At 61.5% G+C, this 24,617-nt stretch carries 22 protein-coding genes, 1 tRNA gene and 1 pseudogene; 11 read left to right on the top strand and 13 right to left on the bottom strand.

Going from position 1 to position 24,617, the window contains the following annotated elements; all coding sequences use genetic code 11:
* The first annotated feature begins 194 nt into the window (after positions 1–194).
* Complete coding sequence (locus Q363_RS08570) at positions 195–1,538, top strand: M48 family metallopeptidase (protein ID WP_035349383.1); 1,344 nt, start codon at positions 195–197, stop codon at positions 1,536–1,538.
* A gap of 40 nt (positions 1,539–1,578) precedes the next feature.
* Positions 1,579–1,923 carry a histidine triad nucleotide-binding protein gene (locus tag Q363_RS08565; RefSeq protein ID WP_035349382.1) on the top strand — a complete coding sequence of 115 codons (345 nt, stop codon included), beginning with the start codon at positions 1,579–1,581 and terminating at the stop codon, positions 1,921–1,923.
* Here the strand turns inward: Q363_RS08565 and Q363_RS08560 are convergent.
* The 3 genes from Q363_RS08560 to Q363_RS08550 all read right to left on the bottom strand — a co-directional run bounded on the left by Q363_RS08560 (position 1,920) and on the right by Q363_RS08550 (position 3,950).
* Positions 1,920–2,300 (bottom strand): hypothetical protein, encoded by a 381-nt coding sequence (locus tag Q363_RS08560; RefSeq protein WP_035349380.1) that lies wholly within the window; start codon positions 2,298–2,300, stop codon positions 1,920–1,922. The genes Q363_RS08565 and Q363_RS08560 overlap by 4 nt on opposite strands.
* A 108-nt stretch (positions 2,301–2,408) precedes the next feature.
* Positions 2,409–2,828 carry a glycosyltransferase family 2 protein gene (locus Q363_RS08555; RefSeq protein ID WP_035349378.1) on the bottom strand — a complete coding sequence of 140 codons (420 nt, stop codon included), beginning with the start codon at positions 2,826–2,828 and terminating at the stop codon, positions 2,409–2,411.
* 42 nt (positions 2,829–2,870) lie between these two features.
* Entirely contained in the window at positions 2,871–3,950 is a 1,080-nt protein-coding gene (locus Q363_RS08550; protein WP_035349377.1) for a thioredoxin domain-containing protein, read from the bottom strand.
* A gap of 1,121 nt (positions 3,951–5,071) precedes the next feature.
* On the opposite strand from Q363_RS08550, the gene Q363_RS08545 reads away from it, so the two are divergent.
* Positions 5,072–5,788, top strand: a complete 717-nt coding sequence (locus Q363_RS08545; RefSeq protein WP_035349376.1) for an OmpH/Skp family outer membrane protein — start codon at positions 5,072–5,074, stop codon at positions 5,786–5,788.
* A 371-nt stretch (positions 5,789–6,159) separates the two neighbouring features.
* Here Q363_RS08545 and lepA read toward each other — a convergent pair whose 3' ends face one another.
* Complete coding sequence (gene lepA, locus Q363_RS08540; protein ID WP_035349374.1) at positions 6,160–7,962, bottom strand: translation elongation factor 4; 1,803 nt, start codon at positions 7,960–7,962, stop codon at positions 6,160–6,162.
* Between the two features lie 119 nt (positions 7,963–8,081).
* Here lepA and Q363_RS08535 point away from each other — a divergent pair, with 119 nt between their 5' ends.
* Both Q363_RS08535 and Q363_RS42700 read left to right on the top strand, forming a co-directional pair.
* The gene (locus Q363_RS08535) at positions 8,082–9,965 is read left to right on the top strand and encodes a lytic transglycosylase domain-containing protein (protein ID WP_245632117.1); all 1,884 of its coding nucleotides are present in this window, start codon (positions 8,082–8,084) and stop codon (positions 9,963–9,965) included.
* A gap of 183 nt (positions 9,966–10,148) precedes the next feature.
* Positions 10,149–10,934 carry a hypothetical protein gene (locus Q363_RS42700; protein ID WP_157466649.1) on the top strand — a complete coding sequence of 262 codons (786 nt, stop codon included), beginning with the start codon at positions 10,149–10,151 and terminating at the stop codon, positions 10,932–10,934.
* Positions 10,935–11,040: 106 nt separating this feature from the next.
* Here Q363_RS42700 and Q363_RS08525 read toward each other — a convergent pair whose 3' ends face one another.
* The 6 genes from Q363_RS08525 to Q363_RS08500 all read right to left on the bottom strand — a co-directional run bounded on the left by Q363_RS08525 (position 11,041) and on the right by Q363_RS08500 (position 15,652).
* Entirely contained in the window at positions 11,041–11,586 is a 546-nt protein-coding gene (locus Q363_RS08525) for a peroxiredoxin (protein WP_035349372.1), read from the bottom strand.
* A gap of 138 nt (positions 11,587–11,724) precedes the next feature.
* Positions 11,725–12,606, bottom strand: a complete 882-nt coding sequence (locus Q363_RS08520) for an LpxI family protein (RefSeq protein WP_035349460.1) — start codon at positions 12,604–12,606, stop codon at positions 11,725–11,727.
* A gap of 19 nt (positions 12,607–12,625) precedes the next feature.
* On the bottom strand, positions 12,626–13,411 hold the full coding sequence (gene lpxA / locus Q363_RS08515; RefSeq protein ID WP_035349371.1) for an acyl-ACP--UDP-N-acetylglucosamine O-acyltransferase: 786 nt from the start codon (positions 13,409–13,411) through the stop codon (positions 12,626–12,628).
* A complete protein-coding gene (gene fabZ / locus Q363_RS08510; protein WP_084080142.1) occupies positions 13,408–13,932 on the bottom strand; it encodes a 3-hydroxyacyl-ACP dehydratase FabZ in 525 nt (174 codons plus the stop codon). Before fabZ ends, lpxA begins: the two co-directional genes overlap by 4 nt.
* Positions 13,933–14,000: 68 nt before the next feature.
* Positions 14,001–14,846, bottom strand: coding sequence for a hypothetical protein (locus tag Q363_RS08505; protein ID WP_157466647.1), 846 nt, complete (start codon positions 14,844–14,846; stop codon positions 14,001–14,003).
* Positions 14,847–14,857: 11 nt separating this feature from the next.
* Positions 14,858–15,652: an SDR family NAD(P)-dependent oxidoreductase gene (locus Q363_RS08500; protein ID WP_425387644.1), complete on the bottom strand. Its 795-nt coding sequence runs from the start codon at positions 15,650–15,652 to the stop codon at positions 14,858–14,860.
* 97 nt (positions 15,653–15,749) lie between these two features.
* Between Q363_RS08500 and Q363_RS08495 the strand changes: the two genes are divergently transcribed.
* Positions 15,750–16,136, top strand: a complete 387-nt coding sequence (locus tag Q363_RS08495) for a hypothetical protein (protein ID WP_035349366.1) — start codon at positions 15,750–15,752, stop codon at positions 16,134–16,136.
* Positions 16,137–16,140: 4 nt separating this feature from the next.
* Here the strand turns inward: Q363_RS08495 and Q363_RS08490 are convergent, their stop codons facing one another.
* Both Q363_RS08490 and Q363_RS08485 read right to left on the bottom strand, forming a co-directional pair.
* The gene (locus tag Q363_RS08490) at positions 16,141–16,554 is read right to left on the bottom strand and encodes an MmcQ/YjbR family DNA-binding protein (RefSeq protein ID WP_245632116.1); all 414 of its coding nucleotides are present in this window, start codon (positions 16,552–16,554) and stop codon (positions 16,141–16,143) included.
* Between the two features lie 178 nt (positions 16,555–16,732).
* The gene (locus tag Q363_RS08485; protein WP_035349364.1) at positions 16,733–17,143 is read right to left on the bottom strand and encodes a DUF3253 domain-containing protein; all 411 of its coding nucleotides are present in this window, start codon (positions 17,141–17,143) and stop codon (positions 16,733–16,735) included.
* 42 nt (positions 17,144–17,185) lie between these two features.
* On the opposite strand from Q363_RS08485, the gene tyrS reads away from it, so the two are divergent.
* The 5 genes from tyrS (at position 17,186) to Q363_RS08460 (ending at position 22,954) form a co-directional block, all read left to right on the top strand.
* Entirely contained in the window at positions 17,186–18,460 is a 1,275-nt protein-coding gene (gene tyrS / locus Q363_RS08480; protein ID WP_035349362.1) for a tyrosine--tRNA ligase, read from the top strand.
* A gap of 481 nt (positions 18,461–18,941) precedes the next feature.
* Positions 18,942–19,787 (top strand): hypothetical protein, encoded by an 846-nt coding sequence (locus Q363_RS08475; RefSeq protein WP_035349360.1) that lies wholly within the window; start codon positions 18,942–18,944, stop codon positions 19,785–19,787.
* Positions 19,788–19,812: 25 nt separating this feature from the next.
* Positions 19,813–22,479, top strand: a complete 2,667-nt coding sequence (locus Q363_RS08470) for a ribonuclease R family protein (RefSeq protein WP_035349359.1) — start codon at positions 19,813–19,815, stop codon at positions 22,477–22,479.
* Between the two features lie 61 nt (positions 22,480–22,540).
* Positions 22,541–22,813 (top strand): oxidative damage protection protein, encoded by a 273-nt coding sequence (locus tag Q363_RS08465; protein ID WP_035349357.1) that lies wholly within the window; start codon positions 22,541–22,543, stop codon positions 22,811–22,813.
* Positions 22,814–22,877: 64 nt separating this feature from the next.
* Positions 22,878–22,954 (top strand) — tRNA-Pro (locus tag Q363_RS08460).
* Positions 22,955–23,047: 93 nt separating this feature from the next.
* Here Q363_RS08460 and Q363_RS08455 read toward each other — a convergent pair.
* A pseudogene (locus Q363_RS08455) lies at positions 23,048–24,380 on the bottom strand (IS110 family RNA-guided transposase).
* Between the last annotated feature and the right edge of the window lie 237 nt (positions 24,381–24,617).

Raw genomic sequence — 24,617 nt, 5'->3', positions numbered from 1 at the left:
CTTGGTCGAGAGGTTCTCGACAGGGGACGCTCGACTTGGCTCTTGGGCGCGACTGGCTGTTGGACGAAGCATGAGTGGATTTAGCTTCGCAGATACCCAAGGGCCAATCCTCTTCGGCCCACCAGCGAGAATAGATTGCAGTCCGCGAGGCGATCGTGCAAACTGACTCAACCTCAAGCATAGAAAGACTCCGCATGCGCACCCGTATCCTTGTTGTTCTCTTCCTCGTCTGTGCCGCCGTTCTCGCGGCTTTGCCGCTTTATGGCCAGGCTCCTCCGCAGCCCGAATCGCAATCCCAAGCGCAAGCCCAGACCCAGCAGCCGCCGGAGGCGTCGACCGCCAAGCCCGCCTACTCGCTACCGCCGGAGAAGCTCCAGCAAGCGATCGACTACTCGCGCATTCGCGTCATCCTCGACTTTCTTGGCAGCGGCTGGGGCATCCTGCAGCTCATCCTTCTGCTGGCGCTCGGTGTGATCGCCCGCATGCGCAACGTCGCGGTCAATCTCAGCAAGAGCCGCTGGGTCCAGGGATTCACCTTCATTCTCCTGCTCCTGCTGGCGAGCACGCTGCTCGATCTCCCGCTGGACCTCTACGGCCACCACGCCGCGGTCGCCTACGGCCAGTCCGTGCAGGGGTGGGGAAGCTGGGCCTGGGACGCGGCTAAGAGCCTTCTGCTCACCTTCGTCTTCGGTGGCCTTCTGGTGATGCTGCTCTTCTGGGTCATCCGCAGATCGCCCACGCGCTGGTGGTTCTGGTTCTGGATTCCGGCCATGGTCTTCGTGCTGCTCTCGGTCTTTGTGGCGCCGGTGCTGATCGACCCGCTCTTCAACAAATTCGAGCCACTCGCAAAGACTAACCCCGCGCTGGTCGATCGGCTGGAGCAGGTCGTCGCCCGCGGCGGCATCGAGATTCCGGCGGAGCGCATGTTTCTGATGAAGGCCAGTGAGAAGGTCACCACGCTGAACGCCTACGTCACCGGCTACGGAGCCTCCAAGCGCGTCGTCGTCTGGGACAACTCCATCACGAAGGCCACGCCGGACGAGATCAGCTTTATCTTCGGCCACGAGATGGGCCACTACGTGCTGAACCATATCCCGCAGACCCTTGTCTTCCTCGGGGTCCTGCTGCTGGTCGAGTTCTACCTCGGCTACCGCGGTATTCAGTGGCTCATCGCGCGATACGGCGCACGCTGGCGCATCCCTTCGCAGAACGACTGGGGCGCGCTGGTGGTTCTCCTGCTGGTGCTAGCCGTGCTTTCCTTCTTCTCTGAACCCATCGTCAACGGCTACAGCCGAATGCACGAGCACGAGGCCGACGTCTACGGCCAGGAGGCCATTCACGGCATCGTCGCCGACCCGCAAACTACTGCGCAGCAGTCTTTCCAGCTATTGGGCGAGATGTCGCTCACCGATCCCAACCCTAACCCCTTTGTTGAATTCTGGACCTTCAGCCATCCCTCCGTTTCGAGCCGCGCGGCCTTCGCGGCCGCATACAACCCATGGTCTCCGGGCCAGCATCCGAAGTACTTCGCGAAGTGAAGTTTTGCAGCGAAAAATGAGCACCTGACAGTACAAAAAAATGCACACTGACTGCTTGTTCTGCAAGATTCTCGCTGGTGAAATCCCTGCAAACCGCATCTACGAGGACGAGTTCTGCATCGGATTTCCCGACATCAATCCGCAGGCCCCTACGCATCTGCTCATCGTTCCCAAGGAGCACATCGCATCCCAGGCCAAGGCGCTCGCCGAGCACAAGCCTCTGCTCGGCCACCTCGTGGCGACCGCCGCCAACCTCGCACGCGATCAGAAGCTCGACAAGGGCTACCGCGTCGTGATCAACACCGGCGAAGATGGCGGTCAGACCGTGCATCACCTCCATCTGCATCTGCTGGGTGGCCGACCCATGAAGTGGCCTCCCGGCTAACCTCGCCGGCGACGCGTTTGTACAGCATGTTTTGCGAATATCTTGTACCGCCGCGGCGGTACAACTTCGTCCCACAGCGGCCATCGGCCGAGCGAAGTCAGAGCATGCTTCATGTAGCGCGGATCATTGCTGTTGCGCAGCTCAATCGAGAGTTCGTGATGAATTCGGGCCTCGATCCTCCGCCTCCAGATCGCTCTCTCAAGTCCTGACCGATCCTCAAGCAGAGTGTGATCCATCAGGTCCAGCATCCCTTTGGCGTATCGGATGTGGTTGTTCGTCGCGTTGCCATCCCACTGGCGATAGAGAAGCAGGCTCTCCGGCAGCTCGTGAAAGGCTGCGGCCGAGTGCTTCCTGACCAGCCGGAACCTAGGTCCCAATCCTCAATGAAGACCTTGCGAAATCCTCCTGCCGCCAGAAGCACGCTCCGCCGAATTGTCGCCGTCGAAGGCAGGACCGGGGAGCGGTAGCGCAGAGCAGGCCAAAGCTCACGCGCCGGAAACACAGGAAAGAAGATGCGTGTGCCGTCCTCGTTCAAATAGTCGAAGGCCGAGTAGACGACGACCAGGTGCGGGTTCGCCTCGATCGCCTCCGTCGCGCGGCGAAGACGATCCGGCAGAAATATCGTCGCTGTCCAACGGAGCAATCCATTCTCCGGTCGCGGCGTGAATGCCTGTGTTCCGTGCGATCGCCTGTCCCTGGTTCTCCTGCCGGAGATAACGAACCGCATTGCCGTACCTGCGGACGACCTCTGCCGTGTCATCGGTCGAGCCATCGTCGACCACAATGATCTCGTGGGCCGGACAGCTCTGTGCGAGCACGCTGTCAAGCGTTTCGCCTATCAGCGAACCGGCGTTATACGCGGGGATGACTACACTGATCGTGACCGAACTGTGTTCGTTCGCCATCCGCTTACAGGCCTTCGTCACAGGTGGTGGAATCCGTAGTCCCTACTGGTTGTAGTTGTTGTCGTCCTCTTCGATGGTGCCGTAGCGGCGCAGAAGGTTCGGCAGGTTTTGCGAGAACGCTGCGCGCGGCATCACCGTGTCGCAGCCTACCTCGACGGCCTTGGCTTTCAGGTCGCCCTGAACGTGCGACAGGAAGCCGACGATCGAAGTGCCCTTCTTCAGCTTCGCCTTCAGCTTGGGAATCAGCGTCAGCGGCTTGGCGCTCGCATTGTTCAGATCGAACACGATCAGTCCCGGACGGTCCTCTTCCTCGCCGCCGGTCAGCTGCGCGAAGACCTCCTTGTCGTTCTTCACGAAGGCGACCTTCACTCCCAGCTTGCGCGCGGTCTCCTGGATCTTCGCCAGGAAGAACAGGTCTTCGATAAAGAAGAAGATCTTCGTCGGCGCGTCCTCGGGAATGGGAATTGCGCGGCCCTGCGAGTAGTCGATCGGCTGCGAGTCGCTGACATACTGGCGACCGCCATTCGAGCGGCGGAAGTTGCCCGTCTCAATCGTCGAGGGAGGAGCGTCGGCGAAGTTGCCGTTCACCTCGCGGTAGCTGTGGTCCATCGGACCCACAAAGCTGCGCGGGCCGCGCTGCTGCTGCTTTCCGCCCTTGGAACGCTTGTAGGCGTTGTTGCCCGGCTGGTGCGTCTCACCGCCGCGGAAGCCGCTGCCGCCGTTGAAGTCGGCGACGTTGCCGGGATTCTGCTGCGCGTGCGAGCCCCGCTGCCGGTCGCGGTCACGGAACCTCTTCTTCCAGCGCTTGCCTCCGCCGGAGCCCTGCTGTTGCTGGCCACCGCCCTGGTAGGGCTGGCCGGAGGGCTGCTGAAATCCCTGCGATGGCGCCGCCGCCTGAATCGCGGGGACCTGGCCGCTCTGCTCAGCTCCGGGCTGGGTTGCGGGAGCGCCGGCATCGATACCTTTGTTCTTCCGCTTGCGCCTCCGCCGGCGGCTGCTCTTGGACTGGCCCATGCCGTGGGGAATCTGTGCCCCGGTGTACTGCGACTCGCCATCCTCGATGGGCGCCGCCGAGGAACCCTGGTGCGACTGCACGTCGGGCATATTCTGCTCTGAAGTCATGCTTCCACTTCCTGTTGCGCCGGAGCGCAATTAGCGATTTACTCCCACGACAACGAGTACATCCGTCTTCGTCGAGACAACGAAGCGCGAACCAAACTCGAATTGCAGCGTCGGAGAAACCGGTCTCAAGTTGTACTCAAAACGGACGTCTAAATTGCCGCTACTCGCTCCCCGGCCGGCTGGCCTGCCAAGCCTGGGCAGCACGGAACGCCTGATATGGCCGTTCCTTTCACCCTCTCATCCTTTGCAACATTGCCCGACCACGCCAGTGCACTGTAACGAATGCCTCCACCACTCCCAAACTTCGTCGGTGGTTATGCAGGATCGGCACCCACAGCCGGTTCTCGAGGCAAGACACAGGGTACGCGCAAAGCCTTATGCTTTGCAAGCACTCTCTTCAGAGTCATCCTTATTTTACATCGAAGGGGGTAGAGCGTCTATCCCGACCGGCCTCGTCTGCCCTGATCCCCGTTTGGCACCTGGGTTGCTTGGATTATGCGGACCTAAAATTAAAAGACCGAAAAAGACGAATCAATGAGCAATATCTATATCTATAAGGATGGCAGCCGCTTCCAGGGAAGAAAGCGGCCGATGCTCCTAGGGCCAGTCACTGGCCTCCCAGAAAAGTGACTCCCGGGCGGGAATCCCAACGACCGACTCACGGCTGTCCGTCATGGGAGCAGCTTCTTTCGGGCCGGCAGTTGGTGTAGCGAACTGGACTTCAGGGGCCTCCCAGGCACGCGACACGACTAAGGCGAAAGCAATCCTGAGGCCAAATAAATTTGTTCCATCTTCCGCGACTTTACGCCCTTTTTGGGGTCGAGCCGTCCAAAAACAGGAGACCGTCACTCAAAGGTTCCATATTTTGGGATTAGCCACGACGCCTGAAGGGTTTTGTTTGACCCGCCTCTGGCCCGGACCTATAATCGGACCTGTTCTGGCAGCCCTCTCGCTCCCTGTCGGCGAAAACGTAATTTCGCCGGATGGTCGAGGCACAGGTGGTCCACTCTCGAAGGGTGCATCATCGAGCGGATGCAGGGCCATTGGCTCGGAAGGTCGCGATGCTGCACCTACGGCCGGATGATTTCTTGGACGATCCCCGAAGGAGTACCAAACACCGCATGAATCGCTCCCTTGTTCTTGTCTCCGCCCTTAGTGCGGGACTGTCGACTGCCGCTGCGATGGCGCAGACGGCTGCAACGCCCGCTCCCGCTGCCGCTGCACCCGCCGCCGCTCCTGCAGCCAACACGCCGCCCCTGCCGCCGCAGGCCGTGCCCGCAAAGATCGCTCTCATCGCCTTTGAGCAGTGTGTCTTCGCCACGAACGAGGGCCAGAGGGCCGTTCAGGAAGTTCAGAAGAAGTACGAGCCCAAGAAGGCCCAGATCGACACCCTCGCGCAGGAGGTCGATTCGCTCAAGAAGCAGCTTCAGAGCGCCCCTGCAACTCTCAGCGATGAAGAGCGCGCCAACCGCCTGAAGAGCATCGACACCAAGGAAAAGCAGCTTAACCGCGACGCCGAAGATGCCAACAACGCCTACCAGGCGGATCTGCAGGAGGCCTATGCCAAGGTCGCCCGCAAGGTCTCGGGCACGGTGCAGAGCTACGTCGCGCAGAACGGCTACACGCTGCTGCTTGACGTCAGCAACCAGCAGAACAGCAACGTCATGTGGGCCAGCCAGAACCCAAACATCGACATCACCCTGGCGGTCGTGAATGCCTACAACGCCTCGTCGGGTGTCGCGGCTCCTCCGCCGTCCGCTCCGTCGGCCGGTGCGCCCGGGGCACGTCCGCGCACGACCCCCCCGGCCGCGACCAGGCCCGCACCCCCCAAACAGTAAGGGCTGATCAACCAGCCTCACGAATACGCTATCTGGAGGCTCTCATTGAGCTTCCAGATAGCTGTTTAAGTTTTTCTCTGATCAAGGCCATTTCTGTGGAAAACCTGTGCATCCTGTGCCAGGCACTTTTCCGCGGTCCGTTTCGGAGGACCATTTGTTAAGATGTCGCAATAAATTGCCGGATCGTAACATACGGAAAATACAGTAGGTTGTGCGACTTGGTCTGCGTTGCAGACCAGACCAAGTCCCCTCTCGCGCCAAATAACCCGATTTCAGGGGTTTCCACAGATAAAAGTTACTGTCGTGTTAATCGAAACCGCCGATAGCAACTGAGCCCCGGTAGTTTAGAGCGATCCGCCCAAGGGTCGAGATTATTCTTCGCCGACCTTCAGGACCGCCAGGAAGGCCTCCTGCGGAATGTCGACCTTGCCGATCCGCTTCATCCGCTTCTTGCCTTCCTTTTGCTTCTCCAGCAGCTTGCGCTTGCGGCTAATGTCGCCGCCGTAGCACTTCGCGATCACGTTTTTGCGGATCGCCGAGACCGTCTCGCGCGCGATGATCTTCGACCCGATCGCTGCCTGGATCGCCACCTCGAACATCTGACGCGGAATCAGTTCCCGCATCTTCGCCACCAGAGCCTTGCCGCGATCGTAGGCGAAGTCGCGATGCACGATGATCGACAGCGCATCCACGGGCTCGCCCGAAACAAGGATGTCCATCTTCACCATCGGCGAGACCCACGACCCCGCAAGGTGGTAGTCCAGCGAAGCATAGCCGCGCGAGACCGACTTCAGCCGGTCGTAGAAGTCCAGCACGATCTCGTTCAGCGGAAGCTCATAGGTCAGCATCACGCGCGTCTCGCTCACATACTCGAAGTTCTGCTGGCGCCCGCGCTTGTCCTCGACCAGCTTCAGGATGCCGCCGACGTACTCTTCGTTCGTCAGGATCTTCGCCGTGATCACCGGCTCTTCGATCGTCTCGATCTCGCTCGGGTCAGGCCAGCGCGAAGGGTTGTCCACTTCGACGACGGAGCCGTCCGTCAGCGTGATCTTGTAGCGCACGCCCGGCGCAGTGGTGATCAGGTCGAGGTTGTACTCGCGCTCCAGCCGCTCCTGAATGATCTCCAGGTGCAGCAGCCCCAGAAAGCCGCAGCGGAAGCCGAAGCCAAGCGCCACCGACGACTCCGGCTCGAAGTTGAACGAGCTGTCGTTCAGCCGCAGCTTCTCGAGCGCATCGCGGAGCATGCCGTGCTCGTGTGAGTCCACGGTGTACAGCCCGGCGAAGACCATGCTCTTGATGTCTTCAAAGCCCGGTAGCGCCTCCGCACACGGCCGCTCGACGTCGGTGATCGTGTCGCCCACCTTCGTATCCGCGACGTTCTTGATCGTAGCGACGAAGAACCCGACCTCACCTGCGCTCAACTCTTCCAACTCCACAGGCTTCGGAGTCATCACGCCCATGCTCTCGATATCGAAGACCTTGCCGTTCGACATCAGCTTGATGCGCTGCCCCTTGCGCATGCGTCCGTTGATCACGCGCGCCAGCACGATCACACCGCGATACGGGTCAAACCACGAGTCGAAGATCAGCGCCTGCAGCGGAGCGTCCGCGTCGCCCTTCGGCGGAGGCAGCAGGTGCACGACGGCCTCAAGAATCTCATCGACGTTCTGCCCGGTCTTCGCGGAGACGGGAATCGCGTCGTCCGCCGGCAGCCCGACAGACTTCTCGATCATCTCCTTGGTGCGCGGAATATCGGCGCTCGGCAGGTCGATCTTGTTGATGATCGGAATGATCTCAAGCCCGTTTGAGATGGCGAGATACGCATTAGCCAGCGTCTGTGCCTCGACGCCCTGCGAGGCGTCCACCACCAGCAGCGCACCCTCGCACGAGGCCAGCGAGCGCGAGACCTCGTAGCTGAAGTCCACGTGGCCCGGCGTGTCGATCAGGTTCAGCTGATACGTCTCGCCGTCCTTCGACTTGTACACCATGCGGACCGTGTGGGCCTTGATGGTGATGCCGCGCTCGCGCTCCAGGTCCATCGCGTCCAGCACCTGCGCCTGCATCTCGCGCGAGGTCAGCGAGCCGGTCAGCTCAAGCAGCCGGTCCGACAGGGTGGACTTGCCGTGGTCGATATGCGCGATGATCGCGAAGTTGCGGATGTGACTGGGATCCATACGGTGTGACGCGACGCCTCAATCTTCAATGATACCAGCGCATCTCTAACGTCCGCGCCACACTCTCTAACATCTGCTCAGGTTTCTGAGCCCCACGCGTCATACAATGAGCAGGAACGATGCATCGGCCAAATCGATACAACCTTGCGCGGCGGTGGGCACTGATGGCGGTGTGCATGCCGCTGGTTCTGCTCACCGGCTGTCCGCAGGACAAGACCGCGCAGACCGGAGCGCCGGGCAAGGTTCCCGCTCAGGCCACAGCGCCCTCTGCCGGCACCGCCGCTGCTGCAAGCGCCTCGCAGACCCCGCAACCATCCACAGCGCAGACCGTGCAGGACGCGGCCGCCGCCTACAAGTCGCAGCAGCTCATCAATCGCGTGGAGCAGACCTACCGCAGCGGCGTGGACAACTACCGCGCCGGCCATCTCGAGGCTGCGCGCGCCGACTTCGACTCCGCCGTCGACCTGATGCTCACCAGCGGCCTTGACCTCAAGCACGATCCGCAGCTCTCCGATGAGTTCGAACATCTGCTCGATGCCATCAACTCGCTCGAGATCGCCGCGCTCAAGCAGGGCAATGGCCTCTCGCCCGCCATCGAGGCCGCGCCGCTCGACGCCGCCAGCGAAGTCACCTTTCCCGCCAACGCCGAGCTCACCGCCAAACTCGCCGCCGAGCTGAAGACCACGCAGTCCGACTTTCCTCTCGTCGTCAACGACTACGTCGCCGGCTTCATCAGCTACTTCTCCAATTCGCCCGGCGGCCATGCCCATCTGCTGCGTTCGCTCGAGCGCGCCGGCAAATACAAGGACATGATCTCCCGGTACCTGCGCGAAGAGGGCGTGCCGCAGGACCTCATCTACCTCGCCGTCGCCGAGTCCGGCTTCCAGCCGCAGGCCCTCAACGCGCGCTCCGGCGCCGGAGGCATGTGGCAGTTCATGCCCTTCGCCGGAGCCTACGGCCTCACCCGCAACGGATGGTTTGACGAGCGCTTCGACCCCGAGAAGTCCTCGCGCGCCTACGCCCGCTACATGAAGGAGCTCTACAACCAGTTCGGCGACTGGTATCTCGCCATGGCCGCCTACAACTGGGGTCCAGGCAACGTGCAGCGCGCCGTCATGAGGACCGGCTACGCCGACTTCTGGGAGCTCTATCGCCGCAACGTGCTGCCCGGCGAGACCAAGAACTACGTTCCCGGCATCATAGCCGCCATCATCATGGCAAAGAACCCGACGCAGTATGGGCTCGACAACCTCGTCCCCGACGCGCCGGTGTTGTTTGACACCGTCACGATCGACTACGCCATCGACCTGCGTCTCGTCGCCGACGTCACCAACGCGTCTCTCCAGGAGATCGTCGCCCTCAACCCGAGCCTACTGCGCATGAGCACGCCAAACGATGTTCCCCTTGACCTGCATCTTCCTGTCGGCACGCACGACGCCTATCTCGCGCGTATCAAGGAGATCCCCGAAGAGAAGCGCTCCAGCTGGCGCTTCCATGTCGTCCGCGCCGGAGAATCCCTCGACGCCATCGCCGCCATGATGCACGCGCGCGCCTCCGAGATCGCCGAGACCAACAGCATCGCTCCCGGCGAATCGCTCGACGAGGGCGACGAGCTCGTCATCCCTGTTGCGACCGCTACGAGCTCGCACGCGCAGCGCTACACCGTGCGCCGCGGCGACACGCTCATCACCGTTGCCGATCGCTTCGGCGTGTCGGTAGAGGATCTGCGGCGCTGGAACCATCTCTCCTCCAACACAGTCGCATCTGGCCGTACGCTCACAGTTGCCGCGCCCGTAAAGCTCGCGCCCGGCACGCGTGTGCGCGGCAAAAGCTCGCGCGGGAAAGGCGCGCAACGCACGGCGTCCACCTCATCGCTTGCGAAGACGAGCCGTGCCTCGTCAAAGCAGTCCAGTGCGAAGTCTTCTGGAGGCGCCCACGCGAAGACAACATCGTCCAAGTCGAAGGCCTCCTCTTCCAAATCGAAATCGAAAGCTGCACGATAAGCTTCCTTGTCAAAAAGAAAGCTTGCCATTGCTGGCACATAAAGGCATCCTGTTGCTAGAATCTCGTGCGCAGGATTGCAACGAAGATTCAACGTTTGCATCAAAAGGCGATGAAGAGCGATGCAAGCTGTGGGGCCGCAAGAAAACAAGCAGAAGGCTAACGCAGCAAGGGGATGAGTGATCATGATGTTTGATGACGAGACGATCAAGTTCTACGCGACGGCCGCAGACGACCACGACCACGACTACGATGACGATGATGACCTGAGCCATCGCTTTCTCGAGGACGAGGAAGAAGAAGAGGAAGAGGTCCTCGTCTCCTCAGACGACGACGAAGATTCTCTTGACCGCGAGGACAGCGACGCGGGCGCGGAGGCTTTGGGAGCCGAAGAGACCGAGCGCGAGGATCACGCGGAGGACGCGCAGATCTTTGCTCCACCACCGACTACGACCGAGCCCTACACGCCTCCCACCCGTGAGTCGGAGCTCCCTGTGAGTAGCGTTCCGACCCCGGCAGTAGTGAAGGCCCCGGCAAAGAAGGCGCTCGCAACGAAGGCCGCCCTGAAGAAAGCAGTCAAGAAGGCGGTCTTGAAGAAGGCCGTTAAGGTTGCGGTGAAGAAGGCGGTTGCCAAAAAGGCCGTCAAAAAGGCCGCAGCGAAGAAGACATTGAAATCTGCCGCGAAGAAGACCGGGGCCCAGCGCGGCGGTAAGGTCGCTCCTAAAAAAGCGGCCGGTAAAAAGGGCACCTCAAGCACCACAAAACCTAAGAAGAGAGGTATCACCTTGGCAACGAAGAAAGCAGCGAAAAAGGCAATCAAGAAGGCAGTTGTGAAGAAGGCCATCAAGCGGGCAGCCGTCAAGAAGGCCGTCAAGAAGGCCATCGTCAAGAAGGCCCTCAAGCGGGCCATCGTGAAGAAGGCCATTAAGCGAGCCATCGTCAAGAAGGCCATCGCTAAGAAGATGGTCTAACTTAACCGCAACTCAACCATTCTAGGCAAGCAAAAAGGCCCGGTCTGCTCCCCGTGAGCGCCCGGGCCTTTTTGCGTCTGCAGAAAATCGCTTCTGCTTTGAAGCGTTACTTCTTGTTCGCCGCGATCTCCGCCAGCACCTCTTCGCTGTGCGTCTGCACGTCGACCTTCGGCCAGAACTTCACCACCTTGCCCTCCGGCGAGATCAGAAACGTCTGCCGCGCCGCAAACTTCATGTCGCCATGCGAAGCCACCGGAACGCCGTACATGTCCACTACCTTGTGGTCCGGATCGGCCAGCAGCTTGAAGCTGAAGGTGTCCTTCGCGCACCAAGCCTTGTGACCCTCCACCGTATCCAGGCTCACGCCCAGCACTACTGCATTGGCGGCGTCGTACTTCGGCATATCGCGCTGGAAGTTGTGCGCCTCAATCGTGCAGCCCGTCGTCTGGTCCTTCGGGTAGAAGTACAGCACCACCCACTTGCCCTTGTAGTCCTTCAGGCTTACCGGCTTGTCTTCCTGCGAAGGCAACGTAAAGTTCGGCGCTGCCGCGCCCACTGCCGGTGCATCCGAGGCGGCTTTCGCCTTCAACCCAAAGCCGCACGCCATTACTACTGCAACTAGAACCGCAGTCCACATCCCTTTGCGCATCATCGTTCCCCTTCTGTTAGTAGAGCTTCAATCTATATACGAGTATCAGGCCGGTAAGACGCGCGCCCTCGCTGGCGCACCGCAATTTTACTCCGCCGAAACCTGCACGCGACAAACCGGTGACAAACATCGCTCGCGCAGCTACTCCGCGACGATGGCGATCCCCGCAGCGTCGGCAGCCGTAACGATCGCCGCCGGATCAAACATCAGCGTCCTCCCGGCCTCGAGCGCAAGGCACGTTGCGCCCGCCTGCTGCATCGTCCGAATCGTTGGGACCCCAACCACCGGAACATCGAAGCGCATGTCCTGGTTCGGCTTGGCCACCTTGACTACCGTCAGTGCGCGCCGCAGCGTCGTGCCCTCGTTCGCTCCTTCGCGCACGGCGTCCTCGGCCTCCAGTGAGCGGAACAGTGCCCCGGCGCGCTCAATCGTCGCGTCGGTCCCCTCCATCGCCTCCACGGCCACGCACGCCTGCCCCGCGATCACCACCGTCTGTCCCAGGTCGTAGCCCGCAATCGCGCGCGCGACCATCCGCCCGTACGTGATGTCCTTCTGCTCGTGTTCATCCGGAGAGCGTTTCGTCAGCACACCAGCCTTCGCCAGCAGAGGCTCCAGAAACTGCGTCGACGAGATCAGCTCGATCCCCTCGTCGCCCAGCACCTTCGCCACCGCTCCCAGCAGCACATCGGTCGACCGCGTCCGCAGATTCAGTAGCAGCTTCGCCAGCCGCCAGTCGGGCCGTATGCTCGAGAAGATCTGCTTGTGCTTCACCTGCCCGGCCATCACAGCGCGTTTCACACCCTCTCTTTGAAAGGTCTCGATCAGCCGCGACAGCTCACCCAGCGACATCCAGTACACATGCACGTTGGTATCGGCTTTTGCGCGCATGTCCATCGCAGGATCGGTCTCTTCCTTGATCGCCGCAACCACGACCGTAAGCCCATGCGCTCGAGCGGCATCCAGCAGCAGAAAAGGGAAGTGCCCGTTGCCTGCAATCAGACCGAGTTTTGCTCCGTAACTCAAAGGCGCTCTCTCGTCCACGCTACTTAATCACGCCCCGCTCGCTCTTCGCGATGAACTCCGCCAGATACGCCACCTTCTCGCCAAACTCGCCGGACGCAATCTTCTCGCGCATCGCTTGAACGGCCTCCGCCGTGTTCAACTTCGAGCGCTGCAGCACGCGGTACGCCGCGCGCAGCTGCTTGATCTCTTCCGGAGTAAAGCCCTTCCGCTCCAGCCCAACCTTATTGATCCCGTAGGCATGATTATTCCGCTCGATGCTCGTCAGCGAGTAGGGAAGCACGTCCTGCGTAATCGTCGTCCCTCCGCCGATGTACGCATATCTCCCGATCGTGCAGAACTGGTGCACCGGATTCAGCGCGCCCACCACGGCGTAGTCCTCAACCGTCACATGCCCGGCCAGCGTCGCCGCATTGGCCAGAATCACGCCATCGCCAATCACCGAGTCATGCCCAATGTGCGTGTAAGCCATAATCAGGCAGCCCGAGCCAACGCGCGTCACGCCGCCGCCGCCCGCCGTACCGCGCGAGATCGTCACGTATTCGCGAAAGTCGTTCTTGTCGCCGATCACCAGCCGCGTCGGCTCGCCCTTGTACTTCAGGTCCTGCGGCGCGACCCCCAGGCACGCGAACGAAAACACGCGATTGTCCGCGCCCATCGTCAGGTGGCCGTCCAGCACCACGTGCGAGACCAGCTCGCACCGCTCGCCCAGCACGACATTTGCGCCCACCGTGCAGTAAGGCCCCACCGTGCAGCTCTCGGGAATCTTCGCGCCTTCAGCAACGATCGCCGTGGGATGAATGCTCACTCTGGCTTTGCCTCAGGCTTCGCCGCCCGTGGAACCAGCGCGCACATCACCGTCGCCTCGCACACCACCTTGCCCTCGACGGTCGCTATGCCCTGCATCCTTACCGCGCTCGTGCGCCAGTTCAGCACCTTCACCTCGATGCGAACCTGGTCGCCAGGAACCACTGGCCTGCGAAACTTCGCGCTGTCGATCCCGGTAAACACCATCAGCTTCTGCTCGCGGTCCGGAATCTCCGTCAGCAGCAGCGCTCCGCCGGCCTGCGCGATCGCCTCCACCATCAGCACGCCCGGCATAATCGGGTAGTCCGGAAAGTGCCCCTGGAACTGCGGCTCGTTGAACGAGACATTTTTGATGGCAACGATCCGCTGCTTGCGCTCGATCTCCACCACGCGGTCGATCAGCAGAAAAGGATAGCGGTGTGGCAGGATGGACATGATCTCGAGGATGTCCATCGTCTGCTTCGCGGCAGGGGTTCCGGTCGCCGTCGGCGCAACGGCAAGGCTCTCAGTCGATTCACTCATGACAACCTTGAGTATAAACCGCTCAGCTTGCGCTCCGCGCCCGCTCCCGCGCACCTTCAGTATCCCGGCTATTTTTTCTTCAGCAAGTTATCCGGGTTGAACAGCTCCGCCGAAAGCCCCATGTTGTACTCCACCTTCATCAGAAAACGCTGGTTCACCATCTCGCCATTCTTATAACGAGCCACGTTGTACGCCGTCGGTAATCCCTGCACCGTGTGGTAGTCGCTATACGTCTCCGCGTCCTCGTCGAAGTCGTTAAACTGCGGGTTGCGGAACCTGAACGCCCGCCGCAGCGGCAGATGCGTCGCCGCATCCAGCTCGATCGTCACAGCGTCGTTGTCCGCGCTCAGCACCGTCACCTTCTCTGCGATGCGGCGGTCCACCATCGTCGACCCCTCCGACAGAATCATCACCCCCGGAGCCTTCAGCCAGTCGTTCACCACGCTCTCAATCGAGTGCTTCTTCCTCCGCTGATAGTCCTCGACGATCTCCTTCGGCATCGTCGTTCGTCCCTTGTACGTCACCTCGTAGCCGTTATCGGCGGTCCATATCTGCACAATGTCGATCTTCTTGCCCGGCAGAATCATGCTCTTGTCGCTAAGAAATCCAATGCGCTCCGCCCCACCCTGCGTAGCGTCCGGAAACCTCCGCCATCCCGTGTACTCGATCACCGTGCCGTTCGGCTGGCCGCGAAAGAACGCCGCCGTCCGTCCCAAGACCTGCATGTCCTTGCGGTCCTTCCACGCCTGCCCGCCCAGCGCCTCGACCATCTCGTCCAGTAGCTTGCGCCCCTGTTCCTCAGGGCTCCCCGTCGCCTGCGCCGGCGCTGCGCTCGGAATCTCGCGCGCCTGCCCCCACACCCGTCCCGAGCTCACAACCGCCAGCACCACCAGCAGAAGAACAGATCGCCTCATCGCAGCTCCCATCAACCAACCAGCACAGCGCCGCCGTTAACATTGAATATCTCACCCGAGACAAACCCCGCCAGCGGCGTGCACAAAAACAGTATCGGTCCAGCGATCTCCTCTACCCGCGCCGCTCGGCCCAGCGGTATCGTCGCCAGCACCTTCTTGGACGTCTCCGGATGCCTCAGGGCAGCGGCTGACATCTCCGTCTCCACCCATCCCGGAGCCACGCAGTTCGCATAGATCCCCTGCCCGGCCAGTTCGCTCGAGAGGCTCTTCGTCAGGCTCAGCAGCGCGCCCTTGCTCGCCGCATAGTCAGCATGAAACGCCTCGCCCCTCTGCGCTGCCGTCGACGCCACCAGCACGATATGTCCGCGCGCTCCGTCCAGCGGCTGCTGCCGCTGCATCTCGGCGACGCCCGCCCGCACCAGCCCAAACACGCTATCCAGGTTGATCCCCAGCGTCGAGCGCCACTGCGCATCCGTCATCTCGCTGATGGGAGCGTCATGCGGAGGCCACACGCCATGATTCACCACCAGGCAGTCCAGCCGCCCAAACGCCGCTACCGCCGCCTTCACCAGAGCCGCTCCATCCGCCGCCGCCGCCAGCTCCTGATTCACCGCGCGGCAAACCTCCTCGCCACCGCACTCCGCAACCAGCGCGCGAGCCTGCGCCTCCGCCGCTCGATAGCTGAACACAACCCTTGCTCCCGCCCTGCGAAACATCCTTACCGTCGCCGCTCCGATGCCACGCGAGCCTCCGGTCACCAGCGCCACGCGTCCCTCCAGCGAAAGCGCCACTCCTGCCAAATTCATAATTTCCATACGCTGACCCTACCCAAATCCTCTATTATGGTGCAACTTATTCCCCGGGTCTTACGCAGGTCACTCCAACTCCAAAGGAGAACCGCTCGTGAAGATTGCCGTCCTCATCGCCCGCCTCCTCCTCGGCCTCATGTTCACCGTCTTCGGCCTCAACGGCTTCTTGCACTTCATCCCCATGCAGCTTCCGCCCGGCGACGCCGGAACCCTCTTCACCATCATGTTCAAGTACGGATGGTTCACCTTCTTCAGCCTGCTCTATGTCATCGCCGGCGTGTTGCTCCTCATCGGCCGTTACATCGGAGTGGCCCTCACCATCCTCGGCCCCATCCTCGTCGTCATCTTGCTCTACCACATCACCATGGACCCCAAGGGGATCGGCATGGCCCTCTTCGCCGCCCTGCTTGTGATCTTCCTCATCTACGCCCACTGGCACCACTTCGACGCAGTCGTAAGACCCGGCAGGCCGTCTGTGTAGGCGGTCAGCGCTTCGCTGCGGCACGCCTCGCCAGCAGAGCCTTGCGCTCCGCGATCAGCCGCCTGCGCTCGCCCGCTGGCATCGCCAGCACGTCGCGCGTCCGCTTCGGCAGCCTGGCATGAATCAGCGCATGCGCCGCCTCCAGCTCGCTCTGCCACTCACTCGCGCGAAACACATCCCACCGCTCCACCGCCACCCAGTACGCCCGCGCAAGATACGGAGCAGGAATCACGCCGTCACGCTCCACCAGCTCCGCATACCGCTCCGGCCCCGCCGCATACGAGATCACCGGCCCGCCCCTGTCATCCAGGTCCACCAGGGCAAACATCTTCCCGCCAATCGCCTTGTCAGCCACCCAGAAGACAAGGTTCGCGCCCCACTGCATCGTCTCCGCCACATGCGGCAGCTTCAGCAGCATCGCGCGCATCTTCTCCGCATCCATGCGCCAAAGTATAGACGTGAAGTCATGATGCGAGTCTCCGTTGTCACACCAAGGAAGTGTCATCCTGAGCGAAGCGCAGCGAAGTCGAAGGATCTGCGTTTCGCCGTGGGAGCTATACCCTTCTAAGGCGCAATGGCACACTGAACCACGGTTACTACCGCAGCCGCAGCCGCAGATCCCCCTTCGCCCTCTCCGAATCCACCACCCTGCCGTTCTGCATCACCACAATCTTTCCCGCCTTCACCAGCCTCCGCACTGTCTCACGCGTAGGCTGCATCAGCCCCTCCCAGTCGCGACGAGCCGCAGTTCCACCCACCCGCTTCGCCGCCTCCGAAGGACAGATCGTCTTCCCCGCACCTCGCTCCGCCAGCAACTCCAGAATCGCCGCCTCCAGCTCGGCATCCCGCTCACCCTTCGCATACCCGCTGCACACCTGGCTGCAGTACTTCGCCACATCCCAATCCCGCGCCCGAGCCTCGCTCCAGGCAAACGCCCTCCCGCACGTCCTGCAGATCTTCTCCTTCCTCGGAGTCTCCCTCTCGTGCTTCCGCACCCTGTCCGGCATAGCCTCTTTATACTGACCCGTCTTTATACTGAAAGACAGACCATGCCGACATTCCCCTCCGTAGAAGACCAGCTCGACCTCATCACCAAGGGCACCGCCGAGATCATCCCCCTCGACGCACTGAAGGAGCGCATCCAGCAATCCATCGCCTCCGGAAAGCCCATGCGCATCAAGGCCGGCTTCGACCCCACCGCTCCCGACCTCCACCTCGGCCACACCGTCCTCATCCGCAAGCTGCGCCACTTCCAGCAGCTCGGCCACACCGTCATCTTCCTCATCGGCGACTCGACGGCCCTCATCGGCGACCCCACCGGCCGCAACGTCACCCGCAAGCCCCTCACCCGCGAAGAGATCAACCGCAACGCCGAGACCTACAAGGAGCAGGTCTTCAAGATCCTCGACCCTGAAAAAACCGAGGTCCGCTACAACTCCGAGTGGCTCGACAAGCTCTCCTACTACGACCTCGTCAAGCTTCTCGCCCAGTTCACCGTCTCCCAGATGCTCGAGCGCGAGGACTTCCACAAGCGCTTCAACGACGAGCAGCCCATCGCCCTGCACGAGATGATCTACCCCATCGCCCAGGGCTACGACAGCGTTGCGCTCCAGTGCGACGTCGAGCTAGGCGGCACCGACCAGAAGTTCAACCTCATGCGCGGCCGCGATCTCCAGCGCCACTTCGGCCAGCCCCAGCAGATCATCCTCATGAACCCCATCCTCGAGGGCCTCGACGGCATCCAGAAGATGTCGAAGTCCCTCAACAACGCCATCGGGATCCACGAGCCCCCCGCCGAGATGTACGGCAAGCTCATGTCCATCTCCGACGACCTGATGTGGAAGTACTGGACACTCCTCACCGACCTCCGCGGCTCCGAGATCGTGAAGATGCAGGAAGACGTCGCCTCCGGAGCCCTGCACCCCATGCAGGCCAAAAAGAACCTCGCCCACACCATCACCCGCGACTTCCACTCCCAGGCCGCCGCCGCCGCCGCCGCCGAGGGCTGGGCCCGCCAGTTCCAGCAGAAGTCCGTCGCCGAAGACGTTCCCGTCGTCAAAATCCCAAAGTCCGCCGAAGGCCTCTCCGCCTCCCCTGACGGACAACCAGCCGGCCAGCACGTCGAGGCCCTCCGCACCACAAAACTCCTCCAGCTAGCCGGCCTCGCCGCCTCCACCGGCGAAGCCACTCGCAAGCTGTCGGAAAACGCCGTCAGCATCAACGGCGAAAAGTTCTCCGACCGCACCATCGACCTCGAAAAACTGGGCGAATCCCCCATCCTTCGCCTAGGCAAACGCGCCGTCCGCATCGAGTGGACCACCTGAACAATCCAAAGTCGGTGTCCTCGTTTTTGCTGTTGTTATTGCAATTGCCGTTGTTTTTGCCTTTGCTTCTGAGGTAGGCCGGGGCTTTTTAAGCCCCGGCATTACGGTCCCCCCAAAAAGGGGGCTTCAGCCCCTGAGGTATTGCCTCTCCCGCCCCAAAAACCTTGTCAAGCCCCAAAACCGCGCATCTCCCTCATTTAAAAGAAATATAAAGTGCCGATTAATTACCTCCACTTTGCTATCCTTAAATCAGACTTAAAGAAAGAGACACTGGCCTTAAACAGAGCCGGGGACCTTTCCCGTTTAGAATCAATATTGATATCTAAACTGCATAGAATCAATACTTTGCGATCGAAGTGCCAAGATAAGCCATTATAAATCAATATTTTACGCAAAAAGGGGAGGGGGTCCCCTCAATGCGTTACTGACGAATACCGGCCGGTTCGCATCCAACACCACAGAACGAGGTCAAGGGACGTAAATGAGATCTGGCTTACTCGGTTGCACAATTGCTGTCTCGCTTCTTTCCGCTGGTCTGCTTGCATCGGCACAACAAACCAAACAGGACCCGCTCGCTCAAGCCATTGTTCGCAACGCGGTCCAGACTGAGCTGGCCGCAGACCGAGACGACCACTCCCGCTGGCGCTATCGCTCCACAGTCACCAAACCGGAGGGCACCTTCGTCTACGCCGTCGTCGAGACCGATCACGGCTCCGTAAAGAAGAAGATCCAGCAGGATGGCCGGCCGCTCGACTCCGCCCGCCTCAACGAGGAGATGCAGCGGATCGAGTCCTTCGTTCACGATCCTTCCCAGCAGGCCAGGCAGCGCAAGGACAGCCAGCAGGACGACAAGCGAGCTGAAAACATGCTCCGCCTCCTTCCCGACGCCTTCCTCTGGACCGTCAAGAACGATGGCGCGGACGGCATAGCGCTCGCCTTTACGCCCGACCCGAACTTCGATGCCCCATCGATGGAGGCCCGCGTCTTCGCTTCGATGGCCGGCGAGATCGTCGTCTCCAAACCCGGCAATCGCATCCTGAACATCAAGGGCAGGCTCATCCGCGAGGTCAAGTTCGCCTACGGTCTCTTCGGCCATCTCGACGAAGGCGGAACCTTCAACGTCAAGCGCAGCCAGCTGGCGCCAGGTATCTGGCAGATCACCGAGTCGCACATCCACATCACCGGCCGCGCCCTGATCTTCAAGTCCATCGGCGAGCAGGAGGACGAGGTCAAGACCGACTTCCGCCCGACTCCGCCCGCAACCACGCTCGAGCAGGCCGCGAACCTGCTTCGCGGCGAGCCGACCGCTCTCGCAGCGCAGCGCTGACGCTCGCTCGCGTATCCTTGGGTGAATGTCCGGACATCCTTACAAGTTCACCGATCGCGAGCTGATCAACCGCATCGACCGATCCGCCGGACAGCGCGCCGGCTACAAGCAACTCGTCCGCGAGCTCGGCCTCGGCGGCGGCCGCGAGCGTCGCCTGCTGCTCGAGCAGCTCGCCCGCATCACCGCCCGCGGAGCCCTGGTCAAGATCGACGACGACCACTGGAGCCTTCCGTCCGCAGTCCCGGCCAGAACCGCACGCGCTCCGCGGAACTCCAACGCGCTCGAGCCGCACCCCACACGCGAGCGCCTCGTCGCCGGCCGCATCGACCTGCACCGCGACGGCTACGCCTTCGTCCGCCCCAACGGCAGCAGCAACCGTGAAGACGACCTGTTCATTCCTCCGAATGAGCTCAACGGAGCCATGCAAAGCGACGAGGTCCTCGTCGACGAAGCCCCGCGCGGCCGTGACGGACGCCGCTCCGGCCGCGTCGCTCGCGTCCTCACACGCCGCAACCCGACCGTCGTAGGAATCTTCCACTACGCGCGCTCGCACCGCCGCAGCCCGTGGGAAGACCTTCCGCTCGCGAAGGGAAACTACGTCACGCCCTTCGACGACCGCATGACGCAGCCGATCCTCATCGCCGAAGGCGACGAGATCGTACCCGAGTCCGCCGCGACGCCGCACCGCGTTCTTGGCGAAGAGGCACAGGAGCAGCAGCGCCGCTGGACCGCAGCCGAGAGCCCGCTGACTCCGCTCGAAGGCCTCGCCGTCGACGTCGAGATCACCGCCTTCCCAACTCCCGGAAGGCCGGCTCGCGGACGCGTCATTGAGGTCCTCGGACCGCCCGACGCCTTCGGAGTCGACGTCGAGATCGTCATCCGCAAGCACCATCTGCCGCACGTCTTCCCGGCCAACGTGCTCGCCGAAGCGGTAGATTCAGCGCAGCAGACCGTCGACAAGCTCGCCGCTGACGAGCTCGCAAGACGCCGCGACTTCCGCCGCCTCCCCATCGTCACCATCGATGGCGAGACCGCGCGCGACTTCGATGACGCCGTCTACGTCGAGCCGCTCGCCAACGGCAACTGGCAGTTGCAGGTCCACATCGCCGACGTCAGCCACTACGTTCGTCCGGGAACGTCGCTCGACCTCGAGGCGCGCCTGCGCGGAACCTCGGTCTACTTTCCCGACCGCGCCATCCCGATGCTGCCCAACGAGCTCTCGAGCGGCCTGTGCAGTCTCCGCCCCGACGAAGACCGCCTCGTACAGAGCTGCCTGATGGAGATCGACGCGCGCGGCGAGATCGTCGGCTTCGAGGTCTGCGAAGGCATCATCCGCAGCGCGCGCCGCATGACCTACACGCAGGTGCAGGCGGTCCTCGACGGCAACCAGGTCGCGAGGTTTGAGTTCAGCGAGCTCGTCCCCGAGTTCGAGCGCATGCACGAGCTTGCATTGAAGCTGAACGCCAAACGCAAACGCCGCGGCTCCATCGACTTCGATCTGCCCGAGCCAGTGGTGCAGTTCGACCCCGAAGGCAACATGCAGGCCATCGTGCGCTCCGAGCGCGGCTGGTCGCATCGTCTGATCGAGGAGTTCATGGTCTCGGCCAACGAGTGCGTCGCGCACTGGATCGAGGCGCAAGGAATTCCCGGCATCTACCGCATTCACGAGACGCCCGACCCCAAGCGCATCGTCGAGTTCGAAGACACCGCCGCGCAGTTCGGCTACACGCTGGGCTTCAGCAACCTGCCCGTGAAGCGTGTGACGACGAAGGGCGACCGGCGCGACGCGCGCAGCTCAGGCCGCAGTGTTCAGACGCACGAGATCCCTGACGCGATCCCGGTCACGCCGCAGATGTATCAGCGTTTGACGGCAAAGATCCAAGGCAAGCCCGAGGAGCGCATCCTCTCGTACCTGATGCTGCGCTCGCTCAAGCAGGCGCGCTATGCAGAGAAGAACGCCGGCCACTTTGCGCTGGCTTCGCCTAGCTACACACACTTCACCTCGCCCATCCGGCGCTATCCGGACCTGATCGTCCACCGGCTTCTGCGCTATCTGCTGCATGCAGGCGCCGACCCGAAAGGCTTCGCGATCCCGAGCACCGAGCCGCAGCCCTGGGGAGAGAAGGCAGCGACTCGTGCACCGCACGGACGACAGGCGAAGGAAGGCCCGCTTCCCGACAGCGAACTCGACTCCATCGCCACCGAGTCCAGCCAGGCCGAGCGCCGCGCCGACGACGCCGAGCGCGAGCTGATCGAGTGGAAGAAGATCCGCTTCATGCAGGACCGCGTCGGCGAGGACTTCACCGGCATCATCCTCTCCTGCACGAAGTACGGCTTCTTCGTCGAGTTGGATGAGCTCTTCATCGAAGGAATGGTTCCCCTCGCCAGCCTTCAGGACGACCGCTACTTCTTCCGCGACACCGATCGCACCATCGTCGGCGCGAGTAACGGACGAGTCTTCAAGATCGGCCAGAAGGTCCACGTCCTGCTCGACCGCATCGACCGCCAGCAGCGCCGCCTGCAGTTCGCGCTGATGCCCTCGGAGTACGAGAACGCGAGCGCGCCGCGGTCGCTCCGAAGGTCCAGAAAGGATGCCACGCACACAAGCCCGGATCGCTCCGGCAAACCAAAATCGAAGGGCAAGACGAAGAGCCGCGCGCGTGACCGAAAGGCAAAGGGAAAGCGCAGGTAAGCGAGTCCCTCGCCGCAGGAACATCGTAGAATAAGGAAGTTTGAAGGAGTGAAGGCGAACAATGGCGCATATGGTGTTCTGCACGAAGTACAAAGCCGAGATGGAGGGTCTGGACGAACCACCGTTCGACTCCGACTTTGGTCAGAAGGTCTACAAGAACGTCTCCAAGAAGGCCTGGGGCGAATGGGTGGAGCGGCAGAAGATGTTGCTGAACGAGTACCGCCTGCAGCCCTGGACCCGCGAGGCACAGGAGTTCCTGGTGGAGCAGATGAACGAGTTCTTCTTCGGCGAAGGCGGAGCGCTGCCAAAGGAATACGTTCCTCCCACCAAGTAACCCGCTCGGTGTACACTTAACGGAACAACCCCGCCGCTGTCCGCTTGGACTGCGCGCAAAGTGTCGGGACGTGGCTCAGCCTGGTAGAGCGCACCCTTGGGGTGGGTGAGGTCGCTAGTTCGAATCTAGTCGTCCCGACCATTAATTCATTTATTTTCAATGGTTAGCCGCGAAACTCTTGATCCGTTTTGGCCAAATTGACACTTTATATTGCCTCTCTCTCCAAAAACTCTTTCAAGCGTGAATCTCCGCGACTTTGAGTCCAAGCTTGGCAGCTCTTTTTCGGAGTAACTGGATTTGTTGTTGGCGGAATCTTTCTTCATAGTACTCAGTCCCTCTGTCGATGTATGTTTGACCGTACTTCAGCATGCGGTAGACAAGTCGGGCGAGTCGATGAGCCATAGCGGTGATGGCCTTGGGAGCGCCTAGCTTGGTACGCAAACGGCGGTATTGAGCACCCAGGTAGCTGCGGCTTCGCATCAGGGTGTTAGCAGCCTGTCGTAGTGCAGTAGCGGCGCGGTTGACCACGCGACGCGTACCTCTGCCCAGCACCTTATCTCCACTGATACGGTTATCCGGGCAAAGCCCCAACCAGGAGGCGAAGTGTGACTCGGTTTTCCACCGACTCATGTCCAGTCCCACTTCGCTGAGCAGCGTCTGGGCGACCATCACGTCTACGCCGTCAATGCGGGTGAGGTCGACGCCTGTGAGCGCTGCAGTTCGCTGCTGAGATCGAAGTGTGGGGCATTCTTGGCTGCTGGCTTCTTTGTCTTGGGCTTTTGTGTCGGGGGTTGGACTGGGAGGGGATGTGTCAAGCTGGCGAGGTGCTACTGCAGTCGCTGGTCGCACTCGGCGATTCGTTTCTGATAGGTGTCGTACATGTCTACTTCCTGTTGCAGCACGAACAGCAGTTCCGGACGCCAGTTGCCCTCCAGGCTTTTGGCGATTTCTTCCTGGCTGGCTTGAACCCGCGGATCACTGAGCGTAGCCAGCTTCCGTGGATTGCGTTCGCCGGCCACGATCGCCCGTATGATCGCCTGTCCGGTCAGCCCGCTTATGTCGCTGATCACGTTGGCTAATTGCACGTTCATCTGCGTCAGGGCTTTTTGCATCCGCTGAATGCAGGTCGCCGCTTGACGCACGTGTTCTCCCCTTTGCCGCCAATAGGTTCGAAGCATCCGAATCTCGGACACGGGTTGGAAGGAGTTGTTCAGTAGCCCATAGGTGTGCAATTTCAGCAACCACTGGCTCTCTTGCACGTCGCTCTTGCGTCCTGGCAGGTTCTTGGTGTGCCGCGCATTGACCAGATAAACCTCCAGGCCACGCTCTTCCAGAATCTCGTAGAGCGGAATCCAATAAACCCCAGTCGACTGCATAGCGACTGTCTTTACTTCACAACTCTGTAGCCAGTCGGCCAGACGATGCAGGTCCGCCGTAAAACACTCAAACCGGCGTACTGGTTCTGGATCTCGGTCCGGCCGCACCGCGACGTAATGCGCGCTGTTCCCACATCAATCCCCGCGGCGTGCGGATGAACCACCTCCAGGCCTGGGTCCTCCGATTGCAATCGTCGCGCCCATTTCTTTCTCTCCTTCCGGTTTCGCCACAACTTCTTACCTGCCGTCATCGGTCGTCTCCTCGATGGAAAATTAGGATCCGATTCAACCCGGTGACGATAGGTTGAAAAGTCTCTCCAACGGGGTCAAAGGGCTGCCGCTATGACCGCCCTTGCCACCATGCCAGCGATCGCCAGTACCGGAGCCATGCTCTTAATCCGGGCACAAGAGCACCAGTAGGAAGTCGG

Source organism: Edaphobacter aggregans DSM 19364 (genome assembly GCF_000745965.1).
Classification (GTDB): Bacteria; Acidobacteriota; Terriglobia; order Terriglobales; family Acidobacteriaceae; genus Edaphobacter; species Edaphobacter aggregans.
The sequence above is the reverse complement of the archived record's forward strand: the minus strand, read 5'-3'. Positions and strand labels throughout refer to the sequence as shown.

What these genes read in the sequence shown, in the direction of transcription:
- Q363_RS08570 (WP_035349383.1), top strand. Translation starts at nt 195, where the DNA reads ATGCGCACCCGTATCCTTGTTGTTCTCTTCCTCGTCTGTGCCGCCGTT.
- Q363_RS08565 (WP_035349382.1), top strand. Translation starts at nt 1,579, where the DNA reads ATGCACACTGACTGCTTGTTCTGCAAGATTCTCGCTGGTGAAATCCCT.
- Q363_RS08555 (WP_035349378.1), bottom strand. Translation starts at nt 2,828, where the DNA reads ATGGCGAACGAACACAGTTCGGTCACGATCAGTGTAGTCATCCCCGCG.
- Q363_RS08550 (WP_035349377.1), bottom strand. Translation starts at nt 3,950, where the DNA reads ATGACTTCAGAGCAGAATATGCCCGACGTGCAGTCGCACCAGGGTTCC.
- Q363_RS08545 (WP_035349376.1), top strand. Translation starts at nt 5,072, where the DNA reads ATGAATCGCTCCCTTGTTCTTGTCTCCGCCCTTAGTGCGGGACTGTCG.
- lepA (WP_035349374.1), bottom strand. Translation starts at nt 7,962, where the DNA reads ATGGATCCCAGTCACATCCGCAACTTCGCGATCATCGCGCATATCGAC.
- Q363_RS08535 (WP_245632117.1), top strand. Translation starts at nt 8,082, where the DNA reads ATGCATCGGCCAAATCGATACAACCTTGCGCGGCGGTGGGCACTGATG.
- Q363_RS42700 (WP_157466649.1), top strand. Translation starts at nt 10,149, where the DNA reads ATGATGTTTGATGACGAGACGATCAAGTTCTACGCGACGGCCGCAGAC.
- Q363_RS08525 (WP_035349372.1), bottom strand. Translation starts at nt 11,586, where the DNA reads ATGATGCGCAAAGGGATGTGGACTGCGGTTCTAGTTGCAGTAGTAATG.
- fabZ (WP_084080142.1), bottom strand. Translation starts at nt 13,932, where the DNA reads ATGAGTGAATCGACTGAGAGCCTTGCCGTTGCGCCGACGGCGACCGGA.
- Q363_RS08505 (WP_157466647.1), bottom strand. Translation starts at nt 14,846, where the DNA reads ATGAGGCGATCTGTTCTTCTGCTGGTGGTGCTGGCGGTTGTGAGCTCG.
- Q363_RS08500 (WP_425387644.1), bottom strand. Translation starts at nt 15,652, where the DNA reads ATGAATTTGGCAGGAGTGGCGCTTTCGCTGGAGGGACGCGTGGCGCTG.
- Q363_RS08490 (WP_245632116.1), bottom strand. Translation starts at nt 16,554, where the DNA reads ATGCTGCTGAAGCTGCCGCATGTGGCGGAGACGATGCAGTGGGGCGCG.
- Q363_RS08485 (WP_035349364.1), bottom strand. Translation starts at nt 17,143, where the DNA reads ATGCCGGACAGGGTGCGGAAGCACGAGAGGGAGACTCCGAGGAAGGAG.
- tyrS (WP_035349362.1), top strand. Translation starts at nt 17,186, where the DNA reads ATGCCGACATTCCCCTCCGTAGAAGACCAGCTCGACCTCATCACCAAG.
- Q363_RS08475 (WP_035349360.1), top strand. Translation starts at nt 18,942, where the DNA reads ATGAGATCTGGCTTACTCGGTTGCACAATTGCTGTCTCGCTTCTTTCC.
- Q363_RS08470 (WP_035349359.1), top strand. Translation starts at nt 19,813, where the DNA reads ATGTCCGGACATCCTTACAAGTTCACCGATCGCGAGCTGATCAACCGC.
- Q363_RS08465 (WP_035349357.1), top strand. Translation starts at nt 22,541, where the DNA reads ATGGCGCATATGGTGTTCTGCACGAAGTACAAAGCCGAGATGGAGGGT.